The 22,612-nt window shown below is 61.9% G+C and carries 20 protein-coding genes and 1 pseudogene; 11 read left to right on the top strand and 10 right to left on the bottom strand.

What is annotated here, in order from left to right; genetic code table 11:
* Positions 1-19 precede the first annotated feature (19 nt).
* Positions 20-1,177: an MFS transporter gene (locus LJ738_RS03480; protein ID WP_227784925.1), complete on the bottom strand. Its 1,158-nt coding sequence runs from the start codon at positions 1,175-1,177 to the stop codon at positions 20-22.
* A 227-nt stretch (positions 1,178-1,404) separates the two neighbouring features.
* Here LJ738_RS03480 and LJ738_RS03475 point away from each other — a divergent pair, with 227 nt between their 5' ends.
* A complete protein-coding gene (locus LJ738_RS03475) occupies positions 1,405-2,637 on the top strand; it encodes an MFS transporter (protein ID WP_227784924.1) in 1,233 nt (410 codons plus the stop codon).
* Positions 2,638-2,713: 76 nt separating this feature from the next.
* Positions 2,714-3,241 carry an NADPH-dependent FMN reductase gene (locus tag LJ738_RS03470; RefSeq protein ID WP_227784923.1) on the top strand — a complete coding sequence of 176 codons (528 nt, stop codon included), beginning with the start codon at positions 2,714-2,716 and terminating at the stop codon, positions 3,239-3,241.
* Here LJ738_RS03470 and LJ738_RS03465 read toward each other — a convergent pair.
* Positions 3,238-3,792: a DUF2062 domain-containing protein gene (locus LJ738_RS03465; protein WP_227784922.1), complete on the bottom strand. Its 555-nt coding sequence runs from the start codon at positions 3,790-3,792 to the stop codon at positions 3,238-3,240. The two genes, LJ738_RS03470 and LJ738_RS03465, sit on opposite strands and share 4 nt — an antisense overlap.
* A 103-nt stretch (positions 3,793-3,895) precedes the next feature.
* On the opposite strand from LJ738_RS03465, the gene LJ738_RS03460 reads away from it, so the two are divergent.
* The 6 genes from LJ738_RS03460 to LJ738_RS03435 all read left to right on the top strand — a co-directional run bounded on the left by LJ738_RS03460 (position 3,896) and on the right by LJ738_RS03435 (position 8,985).
* Complete coding sequence (locus LJ738_RS03460; RefSeq protein WP_227784921.1) at positions 3,896-4,846, top strand: YihY/virulence factor BrkB family protein; 951 nt, start codon at positions 3,896-3,898, stop codon at positions 4,844-4,846.
* Positions 4,847-4,893: 47 nt separating this feature from the next.
* Positions 4,894-6,345, top strand: a complete 1,452-nt coding sequence (locus LJ738_RS03455) for a DEAD/DEAH box helicase (RefSeq protein WP_227784920.1) — start codon at positions 4,894-4,896, stop codon at positions 6,343-6,345.
* A complete protein-coding gene (locus tag LJ738_RS03450) occupies positions 6,345-6,698 on the top strand; it encodes a low molecular weight protein tyrosine phosphatase family protein (RefSeq protein WP_227784919.1) in 354 nt (117 codons plus the stop codon). Before LJ738_RS03455 ends, LJ738_RS03450 begins: the two co-directional genes overlap by 1 nt.
* A 19-nt stretch (positions 6,699-6,717) precedes the next feature.
* Positions 6,718-6,858, top strand: coding sequence for a hypothetical protein (locus LJ738_RS03445; RefSeq protein ID WP_227784918.1), 141 nt, complete (start codon positions 6,718-6,720; stop codon positions 6,856-6,858).
* A gap of 114 nt (positions 6,859-6,972) precedes the next feature.
* Positions 6,973-8,001 (top strand): hypothetical protein, encoded by a 1,029-nt coding sequence (locus LJ738_RS03440; RefSeq protein WP_227784917.1) that lies wholly within the window; start codon positions 6,973-6,975, stop codon positions 7,999-8,001.
* A 36-nt stretch (positions 8,002-8,037) separates the two neighbouring features.
* Positions 8,038-8,985: a M90 family metallopeptidase gene (locus LJ738_RS03435; protein WP_227784916.1), complete on the top strand. Its 948-nt coding sequence runs from the start codon at positions 8,038-8,040 to the stop codon at positions 8,983-8,985.
* Positions 8,986-9,062: 77 nt separating this feature from the next.
* Here LJ738_RS03435 and LJ738_RS03430 read toward each other — a convergent pair whose 3' ends face one another.
* Positions 9,063-9,377: a hypothetical protein gene (locus tag LJ738_RS03430; RefSeq protein ID WP_227784915.1), complete on the bottom strand. Its 315-nt coding sequence runs from the start codon at positions 9,375-9,377 to the stop codon at positions 9,063-9,065.
* 166 nt (positions 9,378-9,543) lie between these two features.
* Between LJ738_RS03430 and LJ738_RS03425 the strand changes: the two genes are divergently transcribed.
* Positions 9,544-11,391, top strand: coding sequence for a M2 family metallopeptidase (locus LJ738_RS03425; protein WP_227784914.1), 1,848 nt, complete (start codon positions 9,544-9,546; stop codon positions 11,389-11,391).
* 234 nt (positions 11,392-11,625) lie between these two features.
* Here the strand turns inward: LJ738_RS03425 and LJ738_RS03420 are convergent, their stop codons facing one another.
* Together LJ738_RS03420 and LJ738_RS03415 are read right to left on the bottom strand one after the other, a co-directional pair.
* Positions 11,626-12,861, bottom strand: a complete 1,236-nt coding sequence (locus LJ738_RS03420) for an alpha/beta hydrolase (protein WP_227784913.1) — start codon at positions 12,859-12,861, stop codon at positions 11,626-11,628.
* Between the two features lie 83 nt (positions 12,862-12,944).
* A complete protein-coding gene (locus LJ738_RS03415; RefSeq protein WP_227784912.1) occupies positions 12,945-13,907 on the bottom strand; it encodes a fasciclin domain-containing protein in 963 nt (320 codons plus the stop codon).
* Between the two features lie 245 nt (positions 13,908-14,152).
* Between LJ738_RS03415 and LJ738_RS03410 the strand changes: the two genes are divergently transcribed.
* A complete protein-coding gene (locus LJ738_RS03410) occupies positions 14,153-15,058 on the top strand; it encodes a hypothetical protein (protein ID WP_227784911.1) in 906 nt (301 codons plus the stop codon).
* Between the two features lie 72 nt (positions 15,059-15,130).
* Here LJ738_RS03410 and LJ738_RS03405 read toward each other — a convergent pair whose 3' ends face one another.
* The 5 genes and pseudogenes from LJ738_RS03405 to LJ738_RS03385 form a co-directional block, all read right to left on the bottom strand.
* Positions 15,131-15,853, bottom strand: a complete 723-nt coding sequence (locus tag LJ738_RS03405) for a pirin family protein (protein WP_227784910.1) — start codon at positions 15,851-15,853, stop codon at positions 15,131-15,133.
* A 126-nt stretch (positions 15,854-15,979) separates the two neighbouring features.
* A complete protein-coding gene (locus tag LJ738_RS03400; RefSeq protein ID WP_227784909.1) occupies positions 15,980-16,810 on the bottom strand; it encodes a LexA family transcriptional regulator in 831 nt (276 codons plus the stop codon).
* A gap of 246 nt (positions 16,811-17,056) precedes the next feature.
* Positions 17,057-19,309: a DNA helicase RecQ gene (gene recQ / locus LJ738_RS03395; protein ID WP_227784951.1), complete on the bottom strand. Its 2,253-nt coding sequence runs from the start codon at positions 19,307-19,309 to the stop codon at positions 17,057-17,059.
* A 93-nt stretch (positions 19,310-19,402) separates the two neighbouring features.
* A pseudogene (locus tag LJ738_RS21580) lies at positions 19,403-19,786 on the bottom strand (endonuclease domain-containing protein); the annotation flags it as partial.
* A 159-nt stretch (positions 19,787-19,945) separates the two neighbouring features.
* On the bottom strand, positions 19,946-21,106 hold the full coding sequence (locus LJ738_RS03385) for a THUMP domain-containing class I SAM-dependent RNA methyltransferase (protein ID WP_227784908.1): 1,161 nt from the start codon (positions 21,104-21,106) through the stop codon (positions 19,946-19,948).
* Between the two features lie 71 nt (positions 21,107-21,177).
* Between LJ738_RS03385 and LJ738_RS03380 the strand changes: the two genes are divergently transcribed.
* On the top strand, positions 21,178-22,596 hold the full coding sequence (locus tag LJ738_RS03380) for a sugar MFS transporter (RefSeq protein ID WP_227784907.1): 1,419 nt from the start codon (positions 21,178-21,180) through the stop codon (positions 22,594-22,596).
* Positions 22,597-22,612 lie beyond the last annotated feature (16 nt).

Below are 22,612 nucleotides of genomic sequence, written 5' to 3'. Positions count from 1 at the left end.
CCCAAGCCCACTCCGCTACTCAAGCCTCATCTCGAAGCTTGGGCACCATCCAAATTACCAAGCCACCCAACAGGGCCACCAGCGCAAACGACCATCGCAGGTTAGCGGCTTTAGCGACGAAACCCACCAGCGGCGGCACCATCAGGAAGCCAAAGTAGCTGACGGTGGATACTGAGGCGATGGCGGTGCCGGCCCCCAGCGGGTTGGCCTTGCCGACGAGGCTAAACACCAGCGGCACTACGCACGAAACCCCAAGGCCGCCCAGCACGAAGCCCAGGCCCGCCAGCAAGGGCGTGGGAAAGGCGGCGGCCATGAGCAGGCCCGTGCTCATGAGTACGCCGCTGGCTTGCAGGATGGGTTTGATGCCGAAGCGGCCCACGAGCCAGTCGCCCAGGAAGCGCCCGGAGGTCATGGCCACCATGTAGATAGCGAAGCCAAAGGGCGCCACGTTCTTGGGCGCGTGCACGGCCTGGGCGAAGTACACGCCGCTCCAGTCGTAGAAAGTGCCTTCGCAGGCCATGGACGCAAAGGTGATGAGGCCGTACTTGAGCACGGTTTTTTCGGGCCAGGAAAAGGGTGACCGGGCGCGCGGCGAGGGCGGCAACGGCAGGCTGCCTGGAAAAAACAGCAGCGCCGCAGTCGTGAGCACCACCGAAACAGCTACAAAGTGGAAGGCAGTTGGCACGTCGCTCTTGATTAGCAGCGCCCCAAGGCCGGCGGCCGCAAAGCCCGCCACGCTCCAGATGCCGTGAAACGTGGCGATGATGGACCGACCGTACATAGCCTGCACGCCCACCGACTGCGCATTCACGGAGAGGTTGAGCAGATTGCGCGACGAGCCGAAGCAGAACAGCAGCACCGCCAGCTGCCAGGTGTGCTCGGCAAAGCCCAGCAGGCCCAGGGCCATGTTGAAAAACACTGCTCCCACCAGCATCACCTGCCGGCTGCTGAAGTGCTGCAGCAGCTTTCCCGTCACGGGCAGGGTCAGCATCAGGCCGGCCGGCAGGGCCAGCAGCACGGCCCCAAGCTGGGCTTCGTTCAGCCCAAGCTGGTGCTGAATAATAGGGATGCGCGAGGCCCAGGTAGCAAAGCCAAAACCCGAGACAAAAAAGAACAGCGCGATGGCAATGCGCGCCCGCGTGGGCGACGTGCGCGGCAGTATCAATACTTCACTCATAACATAAACAAGCACCGACCAAGCCCGCTACCCGCCCACAAAAGTAGGCGCAGAAATCAGCTCAACTTCGGCTCGGATAAAAGGCCCAGGGGCATTTAGCCAGCTCCTTGGTGCCTTTATAACAAAGGTCGGTTAGACGAGCCGCCGCCCAATGGGGTTGCCTCCTTGCCGCTACGGTTGAGCCCGGGCAGGGCCAATACCAGTTGATTAGGGCCTTATTTTGCCTTATGCCTCCCCTACCCGCCCGCACGCTGCCGCTGCTGTATGCCATCATTTTGCTGGATGTGGTGGTGGGCGCGGCGGTGGGGCCGGTGATGCCGGAATTTGTGCGGGGGCTGCGCGAGCCGCAGCTGTGGCTGTCGGTGGGCACCAGCTTGTTTCTGGGGGTGCAGCTCTTTTCGGCGCCGCTGCTGGGGCGGCTGAGCGACGGCTACGGGCGGCGGCCCATTTTCATCTTGTCGGCCGCGGGCACGCTGCTGGCCAACACCCTACTGCTGCCGGTGCGCGCCGGTCTGTACTTTGTGAACCGGGCTTCCGATGGCCTCACCAACGGCATGTACGCCACGGCGCGCTCGGCCATTACCGATGTTTCGCCGCCCGAGCGCCTGTTTCGCAACCTGGGCATTGAGGGCGCCATTATTTCGCTGGGTTTTGTACTAGGGCCCATGGCGGCGGGCTTGCTGCTCACGGTGCTGCAGGTGCCGGCGGGGCAGCAGGCGGGCTACGTAGTTGGGCTGGCGGTGGGGCTGGCGGCGCTGAACGTGCTGCTGAGCTTCTGGCTGCCCGAAACCCACCGGCAGCGCAACGGCGTGCGCGGCGCCGAGCTGCGCACCGAATTGGGCCTGGCCATCAACCCGCTCACGCTCTGGGCCCGGCTGCAGGCCAAAAACGCCAGCAACCCCGGCATCCGGCGCATTGTGCTCACGCAAGTAGCCCTCACGCTCAGCACGGGCTACTATTTCTACTTCGTGCCGTTTGTGAGCATGGGCGAGCTGCAGCTTGATGCCCGGGGTATTTCCTACCTGTTCATGTACTTCGGGAGCCTGAGCATTGTGTTGAATTACTTTTTCTACACCCGCTTTGCCGACCGCCTCAATCAGCGCCGCGCCGTTGTGTGGCTCGCGGTGCTGGGCACGCCCGTGCTGCTCGGCTACGGGCTGGTGGGCACTTCCAAAGCCGCCTTCTACGTGCTGGTCACGCTCGATTGCCTCACGCTCTCCCTGATTCAGGGGCTGCTGGAGGGCCGGCTGGCGCGCCACACTACGGAGGCCGACCGGGGCGAAATCTTTGGCTTGAACCAGGCGTTTCAGGCGCTGGCCAGCTTCTCGACTGCCGTGGTTTTCGGTGGGCTGTCGGTGTTGGATTTACGCCTGCCCTGGGCGTGGTTTGCGCTGTGTTTGGCGGCAGTGGCATGGCTGGCGGCCCGCCGGGAGCAGCCCGCCGCGGCCCCCACAGGTTGAGCCGGCTTTGCCCTGCCGAAACCCTGACTTGGGTTTTCTGTTGTCCTCTAGCTTATTCTTACTGCGCCCTTCCGTTTTGATAACCCTCCTCGCTGGCACGAACCGGCCCAACTCCCGCGCCCGCCGCATTGCCAACTACTACAGTGCTATGCTCACCGAGCTGGGGGCCGCCAATCAAATCCTGGACCTGGCCGAGCTGCCCGTCGATTTCATCGCCACGGCCCTATATGCCCAGGTGGGCACCAACCCGGAGTTCAACCACCTGGCCCGCATGCTCGATGCCGGCAATAAAATCGTCATCATCACCCCCGAATACAACGGCTCGTTTCCCGGCGTGCTGAAGGCTTTTATTGACGGATTGCCATATCCGGGCGGCATCTGGGGGAAAAAGGCCGCGCTCGTGGGCCTCAGCAATGGGGGCCAAGGCGGCCTGCTGGCCATGACGCACCTCACCGACATCCTCATGTACCTTGGCACGGCCGTGCTGCCCCAGCGCGTGCGCCTACCGTTTATCGGGCAAGATTTAAACAAGGAAGACGAGCTCAACCACGACCTTTCGCGCCAGCTGCTGCGGGAGCAGGCGGTGGCGCTGCTGGCTTTTTAAGCCACGGTTTGCTCGCTGACGGCTGCGGCCTGCCGCCGGGCGACGCGCCGAAACACGGAGCGCAGCACAAAATAGACAACCGCAACGAGCGGCACCGACGCTGCGGCCCACAACAGAAGCGCGCCCACTTCGGCCCGCCACAGCAGGCGGCCCACTGCGCCCCACCCCTCGTGCGCTATCAGCTGGCGCAGGCGGTCAATGGTGAGGTGCGCCACCTGCTTGCCCTGGCCCATGATGATGGCCCCGGCGCGCAGAAACGGAATGAGCATCGCCAGCTGAAAGGCAGTCATCAGGTGCGTGGCCAGCTGCATGGCGGCCACGTTCAGGCGCAGGCGCAAGGCAATGGCCGCACTGAGCACCGTGGTGATGCCCAACGCGGGCACCAGGCCCACGGCCGCCCCCAAGCCCACGGTGAGCGCCAACTTTTCAGGCGACAGGCCGGACCTGAGCAGGTCGAAGAGCGGGTCGAGCACGCGGCGGCGCAGCCAGGAGCGTGGCAGCGCGGGCGGCGGGAGGGCCAGGGGCAAGGATTGGGGTTCGGAAGGCGACATGAATAAAAGTAACGGGGCCACGCATCAGGCTATACGGCAGCCCGTACCTTCGCTTGGGAGCCTGAGCTAACGGCCCGGCCCAACATGTTGCCCTGCGGGTATTATGACAAAGTTAGTTTCTCCGCCCGAGCTGCCCGGACCTTGGTGGCGCGAGCTGCCCATTTTGCTGCACCGCGCCGGCCGCGAGCTGGGCGCCAACGACCCACTTCGGCTGGGCGCCGCCACGGCGTTTTTCACGTCGTTTGCGCTGCCGCCCATTCTCATCATCCTCATCGAGATACTCAGCTCGCTCTACCCCGCCTCCCTGGTGCGCGTGATGCTGCTCACCAAAATCAGCGACCTGCTGGGGGCTTCGGCCGCGGGTCTGGTCACGCAGATAGTGCAAAACGTGGCCGACCCGGAGCGCAGCCGCCTGGTAACGTGGGTAGGCTTTGCGTTCCTGCTGTTTGTGGCCACCACGCTGTTCACCATCATCCAGCATTCGCTCAACCAGCTGTGGCAAATCCGCCCCCGGCGCAGCTCGGGCCAGTTTTCCAACGCCCTGCGCGAGCGGCTGCGGTCAGGGGGCATTTTGGTGGCCACGGCCCTGCTGTCGCTGCTGGCGTTCGCGGCCGATGCGGCACTGGGCTTGTTTGCTACGGCCATCCACGACTTCGATGCCACCTTCGTCTACTTCCTGGTGCGGGGCCTCAACGCCTTCGTGGGCTGGCTGATTTTGGCGACCTGGTTCGGCGCCACCTTCCGCACGCTCAGTCTGGCCAAGGTGCCTTGGCGGGCTGTCACGCGCGGGGCGGCGCTCACGGCCCTTCTCATCAGTCTGGGCGAGGTGATATTGGGCCGGCTGCTGGTGGCCCGCGACCTGGGCCCGGTGTACGGCCCGGCGTCCAGCCTGGTGCTGGTGCTGCTGTTCGTGTTTTACTCGGCCATGATTTTCTACTTCGGGGCGGCCTTCACCAAGGCGTATGCGCACCGCATTGGGCTGGATATCCGGCCCAAGAAAACGGCGGTACGCTACCGGCTGGTAAACGTGGCCGAGGGCGAAGCCGGCTACTGACGCCCCACTGCCGGGTTTGCCCTGCGCACAACCGTTACCTTTGTACCGTGCAAACTCCTGATACCTCCGCGGCTGGTGCCGCCCCCAAGGCCCCCCATACGGCCAAAGCCGACCTTCAATTCGCCGATTTCGGCCTCTCTCCTGCCCTGCTGGCCGGTGTAGCCGAATTAAACTTTACCCTGCCCACCGCTGTGCAGCAGCTGGTGCTGGCGCCCGCCCTCGACGGCCAGGACGTGGCCGGCCAGGCCCCTACGGGCTCGGGTAAAACCGCTGCGTACGGCTTGGCCGTGCTGCAGCAGGTAGACCCCACGTCCGCCACGGTGCAGGCCCTGGTGCTGGTACCCGCCCGCGAGCTGGTGCTGCAGGTGCGCGACGCCCTCAAGAGCCTCGGCAAGCACATGCCCAACCTGCGAGTGGCCGGCTACTACGGCGGCCACGCCATGCGCGAAGAAGTAAAAGGCATGCAGCAGATGCCCCACGTGGTGGTGGCCACTCCCGGCCGCATGCTCGACCACCTGGAGCGCCGCACCATCATCCCCAACCGCCTGAAAGTGTTGGTGCTGGACGAAGCCGACAAGCTCCTGGAGCTGGGTTTTCAGGAGGAAATGGCTACCATCATCAGCCGCCTGCCGGTGCGCCGGCAAACGCTGCTGTTCTCGGCCACTATGCCGGATAAGGTGCTGACCCTGGTGCGCGAGTACCTCACCAAGCCCCGCGTGATGAACGTGGGCGGTTCCAACGCCACCACCCTGCCCGCGAGCCTGGTGCTGCGCGGCCACGTGGTAAACGCCGCCGACCAGAAGCCCGCGGCCCTGTTTCACATCATCACCCAGCCCAACGCGGGCCGCTCCTTGGTATTCGCCAACACCCGCGACCGGGTGGAAGAATTGACCCGTTTTCTGAAAGGCCGCGGCCTGGCCGCCGAGGCACTGCATGGCAAAATGCTGCAGCCCGAGCGCGACAAGTCCATGATGAAGCTGCGCAACGGCTCGGCCACCGTGCTGGTAGCCACCGACGTAGCCGCCCGCGGCCTCGACGTGAACGAGCTCGACACCGTGGTGCAGTTTGACCCGCCCCACGAAGCCGAAACCTTCCAGCACCGGGCCGGCCGCACGGCCCGCGCCGGCGCCGTGGGCACCGCCCATCTCATCGTGACGCCCTACGAGCAGCAGAAGCTGCAAAACTGGCCCTCGGCCAGTTCCGTGCAGTGGGCGGGCCTGCGCCCACCCTCCCTACCCAACGCCCTGCCCAAAGCCCCCCGCCCTACCACCGTCACGCTGCACGTCTCGGCGGGCAAGCGGGAGAAAATCAGCGCAGGCGACCTGGTAGGCGCCTTCGTGAGCGTGGGCGGCCTGGAGCGCGAGTCCGTGGGCCGCATCGAGGTATTCGACCACCACAGCTTCGTGGCCGTGCCCGAAGTAGTGGCGGAAGAGGTGCTCGAAAAGATGCAGGGCGCCAAGGTAAAAGGCAAGAAAGTGAAAGTGGCGCTGATTCGCTAGTGCCCGAAGGCACGCCTGAACCTCAGAAGCTGCTGTTTGTCTGCAGCCAGAACAAATGGCGCAGCCTCACGGCCGAGCGGCTTTTCGACCACCATCCGCACTACAAAGCACGCTCTGCCGGCACGGAGCCGGGCGCTCGGGTGCGCGTTACAGCCGGCCACCTAGGCTGGGCCGATGTCATTTTTGTGATGGAGCCGCGGCACGCTGATAAACTGCGCGAGAAATTTGCGGAGGCAGTTGATGGCAAGCGCGTGGTCCTACTGCGCATCCCGGATAAGTATCCGTTTGGCGACAGCGCGTTGATTGCCCTACTGCAACAGAAGCTAAAGGAGTATTTGCTACTACTTTCGTAGTTGTCCTAATTGTCCTTCTATGCTTCTACGCATACTTATTGTTGTAATCGTATTTTCTTGTTACTCGTTTCATGCCTTGGCCCAGGCCTACGAGCCAGGCCTGCTGGTGCGCAGCAATGGCGACACCTTGCGTGGTGAAATCGAAAACAGCTTTTGGTAAGAGCCGCCTACTTTTATCCGGTTTCGGTCCGGTCCCGGCAGCGAGTCTCTCTTGTTTAAGCCGCGGCAATTGCGGGTGTTCACGGCCGGAGGTCGGCATTTCAGCTACGAAGCGTTGCCTCTCGACCATGCGGCCGAAACCAGGCCCGACCGGCTTTCGCGGGGCTACAGTGCCAATGTGCACGTAGACTCCGTATTGGCCGAAGTACTGGTGGAAGGGCCGGCCTCGATGCTGCGGGTGGTTCGCATCAGCGCCACCCACTACCTGGTCCGCCGGGTGGGCCAGCCCGTGTTGGACCTCAGCGAGCGCAAGTACCTGCACATCGGCCGCTACGGTGCGCTGGAAGTAATCAATGGCAACAATTACCAAGCCCAGTTGGAGCTCTATTTTGGTGACTGCCCGGCCGCCATCCGCGAGTTACCCCGTGCGGAGTTCACGTCGGCGGGGCTGGCTGCTGTGGTGCAGGCGTTCAACGCAACCTGTGCGCCGACCGGCGGGCCAGCGCGCAGCTGGCTCACCCAAACTGAGCCCCGCCGCAACAGAGCCGCTCACTTGGGGGTGATGGCAAGCGGGCGCTACCTGCTTTACTCTCCGGACGACGGCAGCCGATGGCTGGGGCCCACCGGGGGCATCTATGGGGAAGTGCTATTGCCTAACCGGACCGTCTCGCTTTATGGCGACCTGAACCTGGGCCGGGTGGGAGGCCGCGGAGGCAGCGTGCAAACCGGGTCCACTCCGGGCACTACCGTAGTGGGCGGCGTGGTCTACAATTATTCCATTCCGGTGTACAGCGACTTCACCTACCAGGCCTGGCTGGTTGCGGCCCGCGTGGGCGTGCGCCGCTATTTTCCGCTGCTCCACGAGCAGCAGTTCTTCCTCAGCGGCGGGTTTGCCAGCGATGTCATTGCCGGCCGCAGGTTCACCTTGCCGGCGGGGGCGATGGCCACCCCGAGCAGCCGCAATTTCGACAACATTGGTCTTCCATTGCCTTACGTCGGCGTGGGGTGGCGCAGTCGCCGCGTGGCGGTTGGCTTGGACGGCTTGGTCCTCGACAGGCTCTACGACCTACGGCTGGGGGTGTCTTACCGCCTAGGTAGCAACCCCGATGCCGCCCCGCGGAAGCAGGCTGCGGGGCCGCGCTAAGTCAACTTATGGCGCGCCCGGCCGTTTAAGCCGGCCATGATGCCCTATTTGATTTTCCTGGCCGTGGTGGCGGCCATCATCTATGCATTTTACCGCTACGCCACCGCCGATTCGCGCCGTCGCTCGGCTGTGCTGGCCCAGGAGTTTCCAGCTGCCTGGCGGCAGATTCTGGCCGAGCGGGTAGCGTTTTACCTGTCGCTCACGAAAAACGAAAAGACTCGCTTCGAGAAGCAAGTGCAAGTGTTTTTGGCCAGCACCCGCATCACGGGCGTGCAGACAGAAGTAGACGATACCACGCGCCTGCTTGTGGCCGCGTCTGCCCTAATTCCGGTGTTTGGATTTCCCGGCTGGGAGTATCGCAATCTGGGCGAAGTACTTATCGTACCCGATGCCTGGAAGCTTGAAGGCGACCCCAATAAGGAGGTAAAACCACTCGAGGGCACCTTGCTGGGGTCAGTGCAAGGCTTCCAAAACCAGCACTACATGCGCCTGTCGAAGGCCTCGCTCGAGCAGGGCTTCCGCGACAGCCACGACCGCCAGAACGTGGGCATCCATGAGTTTGCGCACCTGCTGGATGAGGCCGACGGCACCATCGACGGCGTGCCCAAGGCCGCCCTTCCCGCCAAACTGCTGCAACCGTGGGCGGCGCTGATGCAGCGCGAAATTGAAGCCATTGCGGCCGGCAAGTCAGACATCAACCCCTACGCGGCCACCAGCGAAGCCGAGTTTTTCGCTGTGGTGACTGAATACTTTTTCGAGAAGCCCGAAAAGCTCCAGGAAAACCACCCGGAGCTGTTTGAGCTGCTCGGCCGCGTCTTCCGCCAAAACCCCAAGAAGCGTTTTCTGCGCTGGGCCACCGACCCGCGAGAGTGGCTCAAGACGCTGCGCAGCCGCCGCAAGTTTGGCCGCAACGACCCCTGCCCTTGCGGCAGCGGCAAGAAGTACAAAGATTGCCATTTGAGCCGGGCGCAGGTAGCGGCCTGAGCTAAACGTAAGAATCCCTCATTGCCCGTTCCGGGTAGTAGGGCTAGCCGCCAGTGGCGCGGGGCTTCCCCTCACGCTTACTCGAGAGTGGTGTGATGCTTCGAGCGAGGGGGCGGAGCTGGCTGTGTCTGCGGGTGCTTGCTGTGGTGCACCAGCCGGTCTTCTTTGCGAATGGAGTTGGGCCTTTTGGTCATGCTGCCGTCGTCCTTGACCGTGCGGATGCGCTCGGCCCGTTCGTCTTCGTGTAGCATTTTGGCGCTCACTTTTCCTTCTTTTCGGAGGGTTTCCAGACCGTGTTCGACGGGTTTGCCGCCCTGTTGGGCATGCGCGGCAAAGCTAATGCTGGCCAACGCTACCAGGCTGGTCATCTTAAAACAAGGGAGACGGCCCATACATCAAGTAAATAAAGTGGAAGATGAGGATTGTACGCAAGTTGGAGCGGGCTGGTCCAGCCATGTCGGCTGAAGCGGCATGGTGCCCTTACCCGCGCCGCGCGGGCAGCTGGCGCTAAGGAGTAACCGCCCCGGGAAAGCCCGCGCCAATGCATTTCTTTGCCCCATGAAAACGCCCTTGCTTTCCATTCTGGCGGCGGCCTCGCTGTCCGCCTGCGCTCCCACTGCAAAAGCCCCCGTGGCCACCGCCCCGACTGCTACGGCCCTTCCCGCCGCCCCAGCCACGCCCGACTATCGCGCCCAGGCGGAGGAATTCCTGGCCGGCTACAATGCCGAGTACGTGCGCCTCTACACGGCCTCTAGCGAGGCGGAGTGGCGGTCGAACACGCACATCGTGCCCGGCGACACCGCCAACGCCGGCGCCACCACCCGCGCCAACCAGCGCATGGCCGCCTTCACGGGCAGCGCCGAAAATATCCGGCAGCTCCGCGAATTGCTGGCCCACAAAGCCGACCTGACCGGCCTACAAACCAAGCAGCTGGAAACGGCCCTCTACAACGCCGCCAACAACCCCCAGACCGTGGCCGAGGTGGTGAAGCGCCGCATTCAGGCTGAAGCCGCCCAGACCGAAAAGCTGTACGGCTTCGATTACAAGTACGCGGGCAAGTCCGTCACGACCAACGACATCGACGACCTGCTGCGCAAGGAAACCAATCCGCAGAAACGCCAGCAAATCTGGGAAGCCAGCAAGGCCATCGGCCCCACCCTCAAAGAAGGCCTGCTCAACCTGCGCGACCTGCGCAACGAAACCGTGCAGGCCCTGGGCTACCCCGATTACTTCACGTACCAAGCCAGCGACTACGGCCTGACCCGGGACGAAATGATGGCCCTGGTGCGCAAAATCAACACCGAGCTGCGCCCGCTCTACCGCGAGCTGCACACCTACGCCCGCTACGAGCTGGCCAAGAAATACAAGGTAAAGCAGGTGCCCGACTACCTGCCCGCCCACTGGCTGCCCAACCGCTGGGGCCAAGACTGGGGCTCAATGGTGGACGTGAAAGGCCTGAACCTCGACGGCGTGCTGGCCAAAAAAGGCGCCGAGTGGCAGGTGAAGCAGGGCGAGCGGTTTTACCAGAGCCTGGGCTTCCCGGCCCTGCCGGCCTCGTTCTGGGAGAAGAGTAGCCTCTACCCCCTGCCCAAAGACGCGGGCTACAAAAAGAACAACCACGCCTCGGCCTGGCACATCGACCTGAACCAGGACGTGCGCAGCCTGATGAGCGTGGAGGCCAACACCGAATGGTATGAAACCGCCCACCACGAGCTGGGCCACATTTTCTATTACCTAAGCTACTCCAACCCCGACGTGCCGCCCCTGCTCCGCCAGGGTGCCAACCGCGGCTACCACGAAGCCATTGGCTCGATGATGGGCCTGGCCGCCAAGCAAAAGCCCTTCCTGGCCGGCCTGGGCCTGATTGAACCGAACACCAAAACCGACCAGACCCAGCAGCTGCTGAAAGAGGCCCTGAGCTACGTGGTGTTCATCCCCTTCGCCTCCGGCGTGATGAGCGAGTGGGAAAACAGCTTCTACGCCGACAAGCTACCCGCCGACCAGCTCAACGCCAAGTGGTGGGCCCTGTGCAAGCAGTACCAGGGCATGGTGCCGCCCACCACGCGCGGCGAAAACTACCTGGACCCCGCCACCAAAACGCACATCAACGACGACCCCGCGCAGTACTACGACTACGCCCTGAGCTACGTCATCCTGTTTCAGCTCCACGACCACATCGCCAAGAACATTCTGCACCAGGACCCACACGCCACCAACTACTACGGCAACAAGGAAGTGGGCAATTTCCTGCGCGATATCATGCGCCCCGGCTCCAGCCGCGACTGGCGCGTGGTGCTGAAGGAGAAAACCGGCGAAGACCTCTCGGCCCGTGCCATGGTCGACTACTTCCAGCCGCTGATGGCCTACCTAAAGCAGCAGAACAAAGGGCGGAAATACACGATGTAATTCCTAAAGGCTAAAAAGCCGTGTCAGAGATTCATGCCTAACGAAGCCAAGTCTCTCGCGTAGCTTAGAAGCAAGTCGTCTGTCATGCAGAGCACAGCGAAGCATCTTATCAAGTTAGAACAAATAGTTCTAGTGTGATAAGATGCTTCGCTGTGCTCTGCATGACAGGCGATTTTTTCAGACGGTATACCGAAATACTGGGCTCAACATAGAGCTCTTTGCCTAAGCGCTTTGCTACCTAATCACTTCAAAAATCCAGTCGCGCAGCGAGTCCAGCAGTTGGGCTGAGATGATGGCGTCCACGGTGCCGTCGGCGTTGGGCAGGAGTTCGGAGGCGGGGGTCTGGAACCAGTGGTTCACGCCCAGCAGGCGGGTGGTCACTTTCTTGTTGGCTTTCAGACCTTTTTCCAGAGCCACGAGGTTGGTGGGGCTGGCATCGTGGTCGTTGCTGCCATGGACCAGCAATACAGGGCACTGCACATCGGCCAGCGCAGGCTGGGGGTTGAATTTCAGGTAATAGCGGTACCAGGGCGTGGTGAGCTCCGTGGCGCGCCGACGGGTAATGGCAGCGTCCTGGTCGGGGTAGCGCTGGCGTAGCATGTTCACCACAATGGCCTGGGCCTGGTCGTCGTTGGCGGTTTGCCGCACGATGTCCAGCATGATGCGACGAAACTTAAGTGTGGTTTCGGCTTGCTTGCGCTCTTCGCTGCGGGCCTTGAGGCGCTGCTGGGCAATGTAGGTTTCCACCTGCGCCGCGTTGGAACCGCTGGCGCGCAGCTTGTCGGCTTTGCTGAGGACGTCAGCCCACGCCTGGCGCCGCGCGGTCCCGGCCCGGGCGGTATCGGCGGGGTTGGTGATAGGTTCGGCTTGGTGGGCCAGCAGGTCCAGCCCTTCTACTCCCGACGCGGCCAGCGTCACGACGAAGGCGGGCGGCGCGGGTTGGGCGGCGGCCAGCAAGGCCACATTGCCGCCCTCGCCGTGCCCGATGAGGCCGGTTTGGGCGGGGTCGATGCTGGGGCGCAGGCGCAGGTAGTTGAGGCAGGCCTGGGCATCGCGCACGAAGTCGGCGGTGGTGGCCTGGCTGGCGCTGCCGCCGGATTGGCCCACACCCCGGTCATCGTACCGAAACACGGCAATGCCCTGGCGGGCCAAAGAAGCAGCTATCCCCGCAAACAAGCGGTAGTCGCCCTGGCGGGCGTCGCGGTCCTGGCTGCCCATGTCGGATAGCAGCACCGCGGCCGGAAACGGCCCGGCCCCATCGGGAATGCTGAGCGTGCCCGCCAGTCGCACGTTGCCGGGCTGGCTCAGAATGGACACCTGCTCGGTGTGATAGGTATTGGCCGTGGGCCGGGTAATTGGGCTAACCCGCCCGGCCGTAGTCGGCGAGGCTTTTTGGCCCAATACCGCCGCTGGCAGCAACCAAGCCAGCACCGCCCACGGGCCCACCCAACGGAAAATAATTGTCAACATATCAAACTACGCAATGGCACGGCCGCCCCGATTGGGTGAGTCCAGGCTTCTCTAATTCTTTAATAAAACAGTTCCGGCGGGCGCTACGGCAGCAACACCCGGTCGATGACGTGCACCACGCCGTTGGTGCACTGCACGTCGGGAATCACCATGTTGGCCACGCTGGTGCCGTTGCCGCCACCTTTCACCGTCAGCACGCCGTTGGTGAAAGCGCCCAGCACCACCGGTGCGCCGCCCGCCGAAAGCACGGTGGTGCTTTCCGGCAGCTCCGGCGTGAACCTGCCGCCTTGCGCACCGCCCACCACGTGGTTGAGCAACACACTGGTTACCACGGCTACTGGCAGTTTCCGGATGTCCTTGGGCTGGTTGAGGGGCACGTTCAGCAGCACGCCCAGGTCTTTAAAGGCTTGGTCGGTGGGAGCAAAAACGGTGATTGGAGCGCTGCCGGGCGTGGCGGTAAGCGCGCTGGCCAGGTTGCAGTAGAGCACCGCTTCCACCAGAAAGGTCAGCTCAGGCTTCACGAACACGTCGCCGTTGTTGAGGGCCAGGGCCGAATTGAGCACATCGGCCCCCGTGGCCAACAGCACTTTATCAATGGGGTGAATCAGGCCGTTTGAAGCCCGCACATCGGTGCCCAGAATCTTGGAGCCGTTCACGTACAGGCTATTATCGGCCCGCCGGATGATGCGCCGCTGTAGCCCCGCCAACGCCGATGTTGAGCTGCTTCCGGGCGTGAGCGCGCTGCCCGGCAGCGTGCCACTGAACACGTGGTAAAACAGGGTATTGCGCAAAAACGGCTGCTGCAGCACCGTCAGGTCCTGGGCCGAGGTCAGCCCCAGGCGGGCGAAGGCCGCATTGGTGGGCGCAAACACGGTGTAGTTGCCGCCATCGTTGGGGTTTTTGTTGCCGAGCAGCAGGGCCACATTGCCCCGAATGGCGGCGTCTTCCAAGGTCTGGAAGTCGGGATTTGCGACCGCAATGTTGGTGATGGACGGGGCCACTTCCTCATTTTTTGCGCAGCCGCCCAGCAGGAATAAGCTCAACACTAGAGTTGGCAGTAAATGGTATTTTTTTTTCATCGTGCAAAAACTTTACTTCGTCGGGCTAAACTGTAGTTTCATCATAATACCCTGAATACAAACGTATTTAAAAGCCCCACGGATTGCACGAAGGTAAATCCAGGCACCTAAACCCACCCGTAAATTGCAGCGTGGCCAGCTCCGGAAGGGCTGGTTTTTCCTTGCTATCGGGAGCGTAATTCTGTTCCCTAATTTTTCTTCATCCTCTTTTTATGCGAAATTTTTCCGCATTGATTTTAAGTACCTTTTTATGTGGGGCGGCGGCCTCTACCGCGCAGGCCCAAAGCGTGGTGAGCGGCTTTATGGCAGGCAAAGGCCACGGCTCGGTGGTGGTGTCGGGCACCACGGAACGCTACGAAACGGTGTACCTCGCGCCGAAGCAAATCGACGGGGTGCCCATTTTCCAGGAGGTGCGGGTCAATTCGCTCAATCTTTACGCCACCTACGGCCTCAGCGACAAGATTGACGCCATTGTGAGCCTACCCTATATCCAGTCGAAGGGCAAAGCCGCGGGTGCCGTTATCAACGACCTGGATGCCCTCTACTCCACGGCCGGCTACACCAACGTGCGCCAGGGCCTGCAGGACCTCACCGGTATCCTTAAGTTCAAGGCCTACAGCCGGGAAATCGGCAGCAGCATCCTCGACCTGCTGGGCGTGGTCAGCCTGAGCACCCCCATCAGCGATTATCAAACCAAAACGGGCTACGGCTACATCATCGCCATCGGCAACCACGCCACGAAGTACACGGCCGCCGGCGTGGCCCACCTCAAAACCAGCTCCGGGGTATTTGCCACGGGCCAGGTAGGCTACAGCCTGCGCACTGGCCTGGTGCCCAACGCCTTGGTGGGCGAGGCCAAGTTGGGCTACGCCGGCCCCAAAACCTACCTGGAAGGCTTTGCCTCCTTCCAGGAATCAAACGGCGGCACCGACATTTCGGAAGAAGGCTTCAACGGATTTTTCCCGGCCACGCGCGTAAACTTTGTGCGAGTAGGCGCTAGCATCTACCGGCCTTTGGCCCAAGGCTTTGGCGTGGTGCTGGGCGCCAGCACCTACGTGGCCGGCCGCAACCTGGGCAAATCGACCGGCTACTCGGCCGGCGTGTCGTACAACTTCTAAATTGAGCTGATTACAGCGCATAAAAAAAGCCGGGAATTCCCGGCTTTTTTTATGCGCTGTAATCAGGGTTTGCTAATAATTAGCCTCGGTACCCGGCAGGTCAATTAAGATAAATTGAGCGTCCTTTTCGGCGCGGATTTGCACCACGTCGTCGTCTGTCATGCGGGCCTGGTCGTTGGGCCCTAGTTCGGTTCCGTTGACGAAAATAGTGCCTTCCTTGACGTAGATGAAGGTAAGCCGAATGGGGAACGTCTTGAATTCGATTTCTTTGCCTTCGCTCAGGTTGGACCAGTACACGGTGCTGTTCGAATTCATGTACACCACGTCTTCAAGCACTTTCTGGCCCGTCACGAGCGGCACCAATTCGTTTTTATTGCCGGTGGTGAAATCCAGGTCTTTTTGCTCGTAGCTCGGGGCCAGGCCTTTTTGGCCGGGAATAAACCAGAGCTGATATAGGTGCAGGGGCTTGTCCTGGCGGTTGAACTCGGAGTGGGCCAGGCCGGTGCCGGCGGTCATGCGCTGCACTTCGCCGGCTTTGATGGTGGTTTTGTTGCCCATCGTGTCCTGGTGCGTGATTTCACCGTCCAGCACCAGCGTTACAATTTCCATTTCCGAGTGCGGGTGCTGCGGGAAGCCGGACTGCGGCGCCACGCTGTCGTCGTTGAATACCCGCAGCGGGCCGAAATGCATGTTGTCGCGGTCGAAATAATCGGCGAACGAAAACAGGAAATAGCTGCTGAGCCAGGCAGCAGGGGCAGCATGGTGGCGGTCGGCGGCAGAAATGTACTTGAGCATAGGGCAAAAACAAAGGTTGGCGTGAAGCGCATACGCGCCGGCGCGCTGCATAGTTAGCACCCGCCAAAAGCAAAGCCCTTCCGCGGCTACGGAAGGGCTTGCAAAATAGCAATACGAATGTTCTGTTTACGCCTTTTTGAGCAAGGCCACTTGCTGCTGCAAGTCGAGCACGAGGCTGGCCACGCGCTCAAGCGAGAGCTCGGCAATGGGGAACGTGCTGCTGATGTAGCTTTTGGCTTCCCAAATTTCGAGCACGTCGTCCACGTTGATGTCGTAGGGCGAGAAGTTCGGGTTGTCGGAGTGCAGCACAAACATGGCGTTCGAGCGCAGCTTATTAAACAGGCGCTTGAACACGATGCCGTCTTTGCTGCTCACCACCACGCACGGCGTGCCGTCCTTGATGGTAGCCCAATCCTCCACGTAGCGGCCCACAATCACGGTGCCGCTGGAAATGGGAAGCATGGAGTCGCCGGCAATTTCGAAGGCTCGGTACGTGCCCGTCTGCGAAAGCATAGGCAGCCGGAACTTGGGCAGTACCTCCAAGTACTCGGGGTCGGCGTAGCCGTTGAGATAGCCAGCGGCGGCCTTCTGGGGTACCAGCTCAATGTTTTCGTTCTGGTCCTTGTCCACGGTCAGGGCCAAGATGCGGAGCTTGCCCCCGGCCGGTGACGTGGGCGGGTCAGTGTCGTCTTCGCCGTTAATAGCCATGGCGGGCTCCTGGGCGCGCATGGCCCCAATGGCTTTGGCGTTCTTGCGTTTGCTAAAGTCGGTGGTCACCAACTGGTCGAGCGTGATGCCAAACAGACGCGCCATGTTGACGAGCGTGGCTAGCCGGGGCTCGGCGCGTCCTTCTTCGTAGGCGCCCACCAGGGAACGTTTGATGCCGAGCTTGTCGGCCATCTGGGCCTGCGTGAGGGCCAATTCACGCCGGCAAAACTTGAGGTTGGTATTAATCATCGGGAAGGGCAGCAGCCGGGAATGGCGTTGGTCTTAACGCAGATTCGGCTGGTGAAGTTAGCAACGCAGCCGCGAATTTACTAATTCACTTAGCTAATAATTTTCTGCCCACCACTTTAGCGTTGAGCTACTTGCTTACTATTTTTGGCACAGGGGCATTTCTGACCAAATACGGAGGTCCTAGCTGGCTCTGGCAGGCGCACTTGCTAAACAAGCAGCAAGCGGCCAGCCCAGGCTTTATGGTGGTTATTGGCCGCGCAAACGCTTGTGGTACAGTGCCGCCATGCGCAGCTGGAAGTAGTCGTACTTCTCGCGCAAGTGGTCAAACAAGTCGCGCAACGTGGGCTCGCCACCTAGCTGGGCCCGGGCCGTAAAAATCTGAGCCAATTCGGTATCGCTCACAAAATCGTGAATGCGCAGCTCGCGGCCTTTCGCATACGCGTTGTAGAGGTGCGTTTTCACGGTGCTCAGTGCCAGGCCGCGGCGTTCGGAAATATCCTCGGGCGTGAGGCCCATCTGGTGAAACTGGATGGTGGCGTCCTCGGAGTCGCTCACGGGCTTGTCGGCAGCTGCCACGGCGGCGCGGGCGCCCGCCGCCACCCGGGGGCGAGGCGGCTCGCTGAACATGTTGTCCGAATCGGAGGGCACGTACTGCCCGCCGGCGTGCTCCAAAATCAGCTTGATAAAGGACTCGCCGTAGGTCTCGAACTTCTTCATGCCCACGCCCGAAATCCCGAGCATTCCCACCCGGCTCACGGGACGCTCGGCTGCCATTTCCTGCAGCGTGGCGTCGGAAAACACGACGTAGGGCGGCACGCCTTGCTCGTCGGCAATCTGCTTGCGCAGCTTGCGGAGCTTGTCGAACAGCTGCGCCTCAGGCGTACCAATAGTGGCCGTAACGGCCGCCTTCTTGCCGGCACGGGTGGGCTTTTCAGCTTTCTCCGAAGGCTGGAATTTGCGGAGCGGCAAGGTGAGCTGGCCTTTGAGCACCTGGTGGCCGCGCTCGGTGATTTTCAGGGCGTAGCCTTCCTCATAGGCAATGTAGAATAGGCCGTCGTTCAGCATCTGGTGGATGTAGCTGTACCAATCGAGGTACGGCAGGTCGCGGCCCGCGCCGTAGGTTTTGATTTGGTCGTAGCCACCCTGCAGCACGGCCTGGTTGCGCATGCCGCGCAGGATGTCGATGAGCAGGTTGATGGCCACCCGCTCGCGGCTGCGGAACACCGCCGACAGTGCCTTTTGGGCAATAAGCGTCCCGTCGAACGTGGTGGGCGGGTTGCGGCAGATGTCGCAGTTGCCGCAGTCTTCGCCCAGCGTTTCGGAGAAGTAGTTGAGCAGGATTTTGCGGCGGCAGGAGGCGGCTTCCGCAAACTGCTGCATGCGCTCGAGCTTGGCCGTGTTGAGCTGGGCCTGGCGCGCGGGCACGTCCTTGGTCACCATCTCGCGCATCTGCATCACGTCGGCGAAGCTGTAGAACAGGATGGCCGTGCTGGGGGCACCGTCGCGGCCGGCACGGCCGATTTCCTGGTAATAGCCTTCGATGTTCTTGGGCAGGTTGTAGTGCATCACCCAGCGCACGTTGCTCTTGTCGATGCCCATGCCAAAGGCGATGGTGGCCACAATCACCTGAATATCATCCTGCAAGAAAGCTTCCTGCGCCTTGCCCCGCTGCAGCGGCGTGAGGCCGGCGTGGTAGTGGGCGGCTTTCACGCCTTTGGCAATCAGCTTCTGCGAGATGGTTTCGCAGGTCTTGCGCGAGAGGCAGTAGATGATGCCGGGGTCCTGCGGGTGGCGGGTAATGTAGTCGAGCACCGAGCCCACCCGGTCCTGCCCTGGGCGCACCAGCAGGTTGATGTTGGGCCGGTCGAAGCTGGACAAGAACACCTTGGGCTCGTGCAGGTTGAGCTGGGTGATGATGTCGCGCTTCGTGAGGCGGTCGGCCGTAGCCGTGAGGGCGATGATGGGCGTGCTGGGGAAATGATTCCGCAGCTGACCCAGCTGGGTGTACTCGGGCCGAAAATCGTGGCCCCAGCTCGAGATACAGTGCGCCTCATCGATGGCAAACAGGCTGATGTTAACCCGGTTTAGAAACTGCAAAAAGCCATCCGAAAGCAGCTTTTCGGGAGAAACATACAGCAACTTGAGGTAGCCCCCGACGGCGGCCCGTGCAATGTCGTTGGCCTCGGCCTGGCCCACGCTGCTGTTGATGTAAGCCGCGGCAATGCCGTTGGCTTTCAGCGCTTCTACTTGGTCCTTCATCAGGGCGATGAGGGGCGAGACGACGATGCACGTACCCTCCGACACCACCGCCGGTATCTGGAAGCAGACCGATTTGCCGCCGCCGGTGGGCATAAGCACCACGGTGTCCTTGCCGGCCAGAATGTGCTGGATGATTTCGCCCTGCATGGGGCGGAAGTTGTCGTAGCCGTAATACCGTTTCAGGGCCTGGCGGGCAGCGGGCAGCAGGTCGGGCGTGGCGGTAGTAAGGGTGTCGGGCATGGTATTCTTGGGAACCTCACCCCCCGGCCCCCTCTCCAAAAAAGAGGGGGAGCCAGACGGGTATTCTAGTGTGTTGACTTTCAGATTTTCGGCAATGGTGGCAAGCACTTCATCCAATTGATTTAGCACTTGCTGGTTGGTGAAACGCAGTTCGCGGTAGCCTAATTCCTTTAGCGTGAAGGTACGGCCGACATCGTATTCGGCTTGGTCTGGCGTAGCGTGTATTTCACCATCTAACTCAATGATTAGCTTGGCTTCAAGACAGATGAAATCAACGATAAAAAAGTTAATGGCATGCTGGCGTCGGAACTTAGCGCCTAGCTTGGAACCTCGCAGGTATTGCCAAAGCTTTTGCTCAGCAGGCGTTGGTTGCTTCCGGTTTTCGCGAGCGTAAGCTTTGGCTTTGTCCCAGGTGCGAACGGTAGTGGTAAAGATGTGCTCTTGTGGGCCGCCGAACTTGCGAGTAGGCTCTTCCATATGGGGATGTTAGGCGGCGCTGGGGAACCTCACCCCCTGACCCCCTCTCCAAAAAAGAGGGGGCACCGGTTCTGCTTTTTTGTTATCATCAACCAAGCCGTTCGGCTCCCCTCTTTTTTGGAGAGGGGCCGGGGGTGAGGTTCCCACGTATGAGATTCGTTACACCGCTTTCGGCTCCCGCCGCGACCCGCGGTATAGCTCGTACTTCAGCAAGCGGCAGTCTATCGGCCCGTTATAGAGCGGCGTGCGGCGCGCCGTTTTCAGCCCAATGCTCTTGGCAGCTTCCAGATTTCCGGTGAACACGAAGGCATCGTAGCCCTGGAAGTTGGCCTTCAGCGCATCGCCGATGGTTTTGTAGAGGGCGGCCATGTCGGCCTCCTCCCCGATGCGCTCGCCGTAGGGCGGGTTGGTGATGACGATGCCGGGCTCCTGGTTTTTGGGGAGCGTGGCATCTTTCACGTCGCGCACCGAGAGGCGGATGCAGTCTTCCAGGCCGGCGGCGGTGATGTTGGCGGCGGCCATGTCGATGACCTTGGGGTCGAGGTCGGAGCCGGCGATGTAGGCCTGGGGCTCTTCGAGGCGCTGGGCTTTGGCTTCTTCGCGCACCTGGTTCCAGAGCTCGGGGTCGAAGTCGTACCAGTTTTCAAACCCAAACTTACCTTGGTGAAACAGGCCGGGCGCGATGCGCTGGGCCAGCAGGCCGGCCTCGGTGAGGATGGTGGCCGAGCCGCACATGGGGTCGATGAGGGGCTTTTTAGCGTCCCAGCCCGAGAGCAACACGAGGCCGGCGGCCAGCACTTCGTTCAGCGGGGCCTCGTTGGTGTGCTGGCGGTAGCCGCGGCGGTGCAGCGAGTCGCCGGCCGCGTCGAGGCTGAGGATGACTTCGTTTTCCGACATGCGCAGGTGCAGGCGGATGTCGGGGTTGCGGGTGTCCACGTCGGGGCGGCTGCCGGTGCGCTCCCGAAACTGGTCCACAATGGCGTCTTTGGTGAGCTGGGCCACGAACAGCGAGTGCTCGAAGGTAGAGCGGTTGACCACGGCTGTGATGGCGAAGGTTTGGCCGGGGCCGATGAAATCAGCCCAATCGATGCGGCTCACTTCACGGTACAGGCCTTTTTCGTCGGCCGCGTGGAAGGCGGCGAAGGGGCGCAGCAGGCGCATGGACAGCCGGCTCCACAAGGCCACTTCGTAGAGCAGGCGGTGGTCGCCGATAAACTCGACGGCGCGCGAGCCGATGTGCGTGATGTCGGCCCCGAGGTGGTACAGCTCGTCGGCGAGCAATTCTTCCAGGCCGAACTGGGTGGTGGCGGTAAGGTGCATGGGTGCAAAGGTCGGGCTCCGGCAACAGAGTGCCACTTATTTCTACCTTTAGCCACCCAAAAACTCCCAGCATGGCAACCGCACCCCTTATTACTTCTGCTAACACCGCTGCGCCCACCCGCTCCTACGCCGGGCCCATGGTGCTGATGACGACGCTGTTCTTCCTGTTCGGCGCCGTCACCAACTTCAACGACGTGCTCATGCCCTACCTCAAGGACGTGTGCCAGCTCACCGACTTGCAGTCGTCGTTGGTACAGTCGGCCTTTTTTGGGGCATATTTCCTGATGTCGCTGCCCGCCGGCTGGGTGCTCAAAAAATTGGGCTACCAGCGCGGCATTGTGGTGGGCCTGCTCGTGATGGCGGGCGGCGCCCTGCTGTTTGTGCCAGCCGCCGACTCGCGGGCCTTCGGGCTGTTCCTCACGGCCCTGGCCACTTTGGGCGCGGGCATAACGCTGCTGCAAGTGGCGGCCAACCCCTACGTCAGCGTTTTGGGACCCGCGCGCAATGCCGCGGCCCGGGTAAGCATCGTGGGCGTGGCCAACAACTTTGGCGGCAGCCTTTCGCCCCTGGTGGGCGGTCTGGTGCTGTTCGGCGGCTCGGTGGCGCTGAAGGCGCGGCTGGCGGCCCTGCCGGTAGCCCAACGCCTGGGTGAAGAGGCGCAGCTCGTAAAAGGCCCCTACGTTGGGCTGGCTGTTTTTCTGGTGGTCTTGGCCGCCGTCTTTTTCTTCCTGGTAAAGCTGCCCGAGATTGAGGGCATGGAGCCCGAAAACGAAGCCAGTGGCGCCGAGTTGGCTGAGTATGGCACGCTACAGGTGGTGCACCGCGAAAGTGCCCTCGGCTTCCCACACCTCGTGCTGGGCGTGGTGGCCATTTTTGTGTACGTTGGCGTCGAAGTTGGGCTGGGTTCTTTTCTGATTCGCTACGGCGAGTCGCAAGGCATTCAGCAGCTTTCGGCCTTCACCCAGAGCCTAGTGCGCGGGCTAAACGTGGCCACCAACTACACGCTGGTGCTGTTTGGGCAGGAGCCCTCTCCTATTGATACCTCGGCTGGCTTCACCAAAGCGGTGGGCGCGGTGCTGGTTTCCTCGTACTGGTTTGGCTCGCTGGTGGGCCGCTTGGTGGGCATTCCGCTGCTGCTGAAATTCCACAACCGCGCGCTGCTCATTGCCGTGTGCGCGGCCGGCGCGGCCCTGGTAGGCGCCTCCTTGTTGAGCCACGGCGAAACCGCCTTGTGGCTCATCGTGCTCTGCGGCCTGATGAACTCCATCATGTGGCCGGTCATCTTCCCGCTGGCCATCACGGGCCTCGGCCGGTTCACCAAGCAAGGCTCGTCTTACCTGATTATGGCCATTGTGGGCGGCGCTATCATCCCCCCGCTGATGGGCTGGCTCGCGACCAACGGCGGTGGACTGCACGTGGCGTTTGTGGTGCCCATGCTGTGCTACCTGTACTTGCTGTTCTACGCCCTGAGTGGCTACCGCGTGCGGTAGTAATGCTTACTACCCT

The sequence above is a fragment of the Hymenobacter plasmatis genome (assembly GCF_020711255.1).
Classification (GTDB): Bacteria; Bacteroidota; Bacteroidia; order Cytophagales; family Hymenobacteraceae; genus Hymenobacter.
The sequence above is the reverse complement of the archived record's forward strand: the minus strand, read 5'-3'. Positions and strand labels throughout refer to the sequence as shown.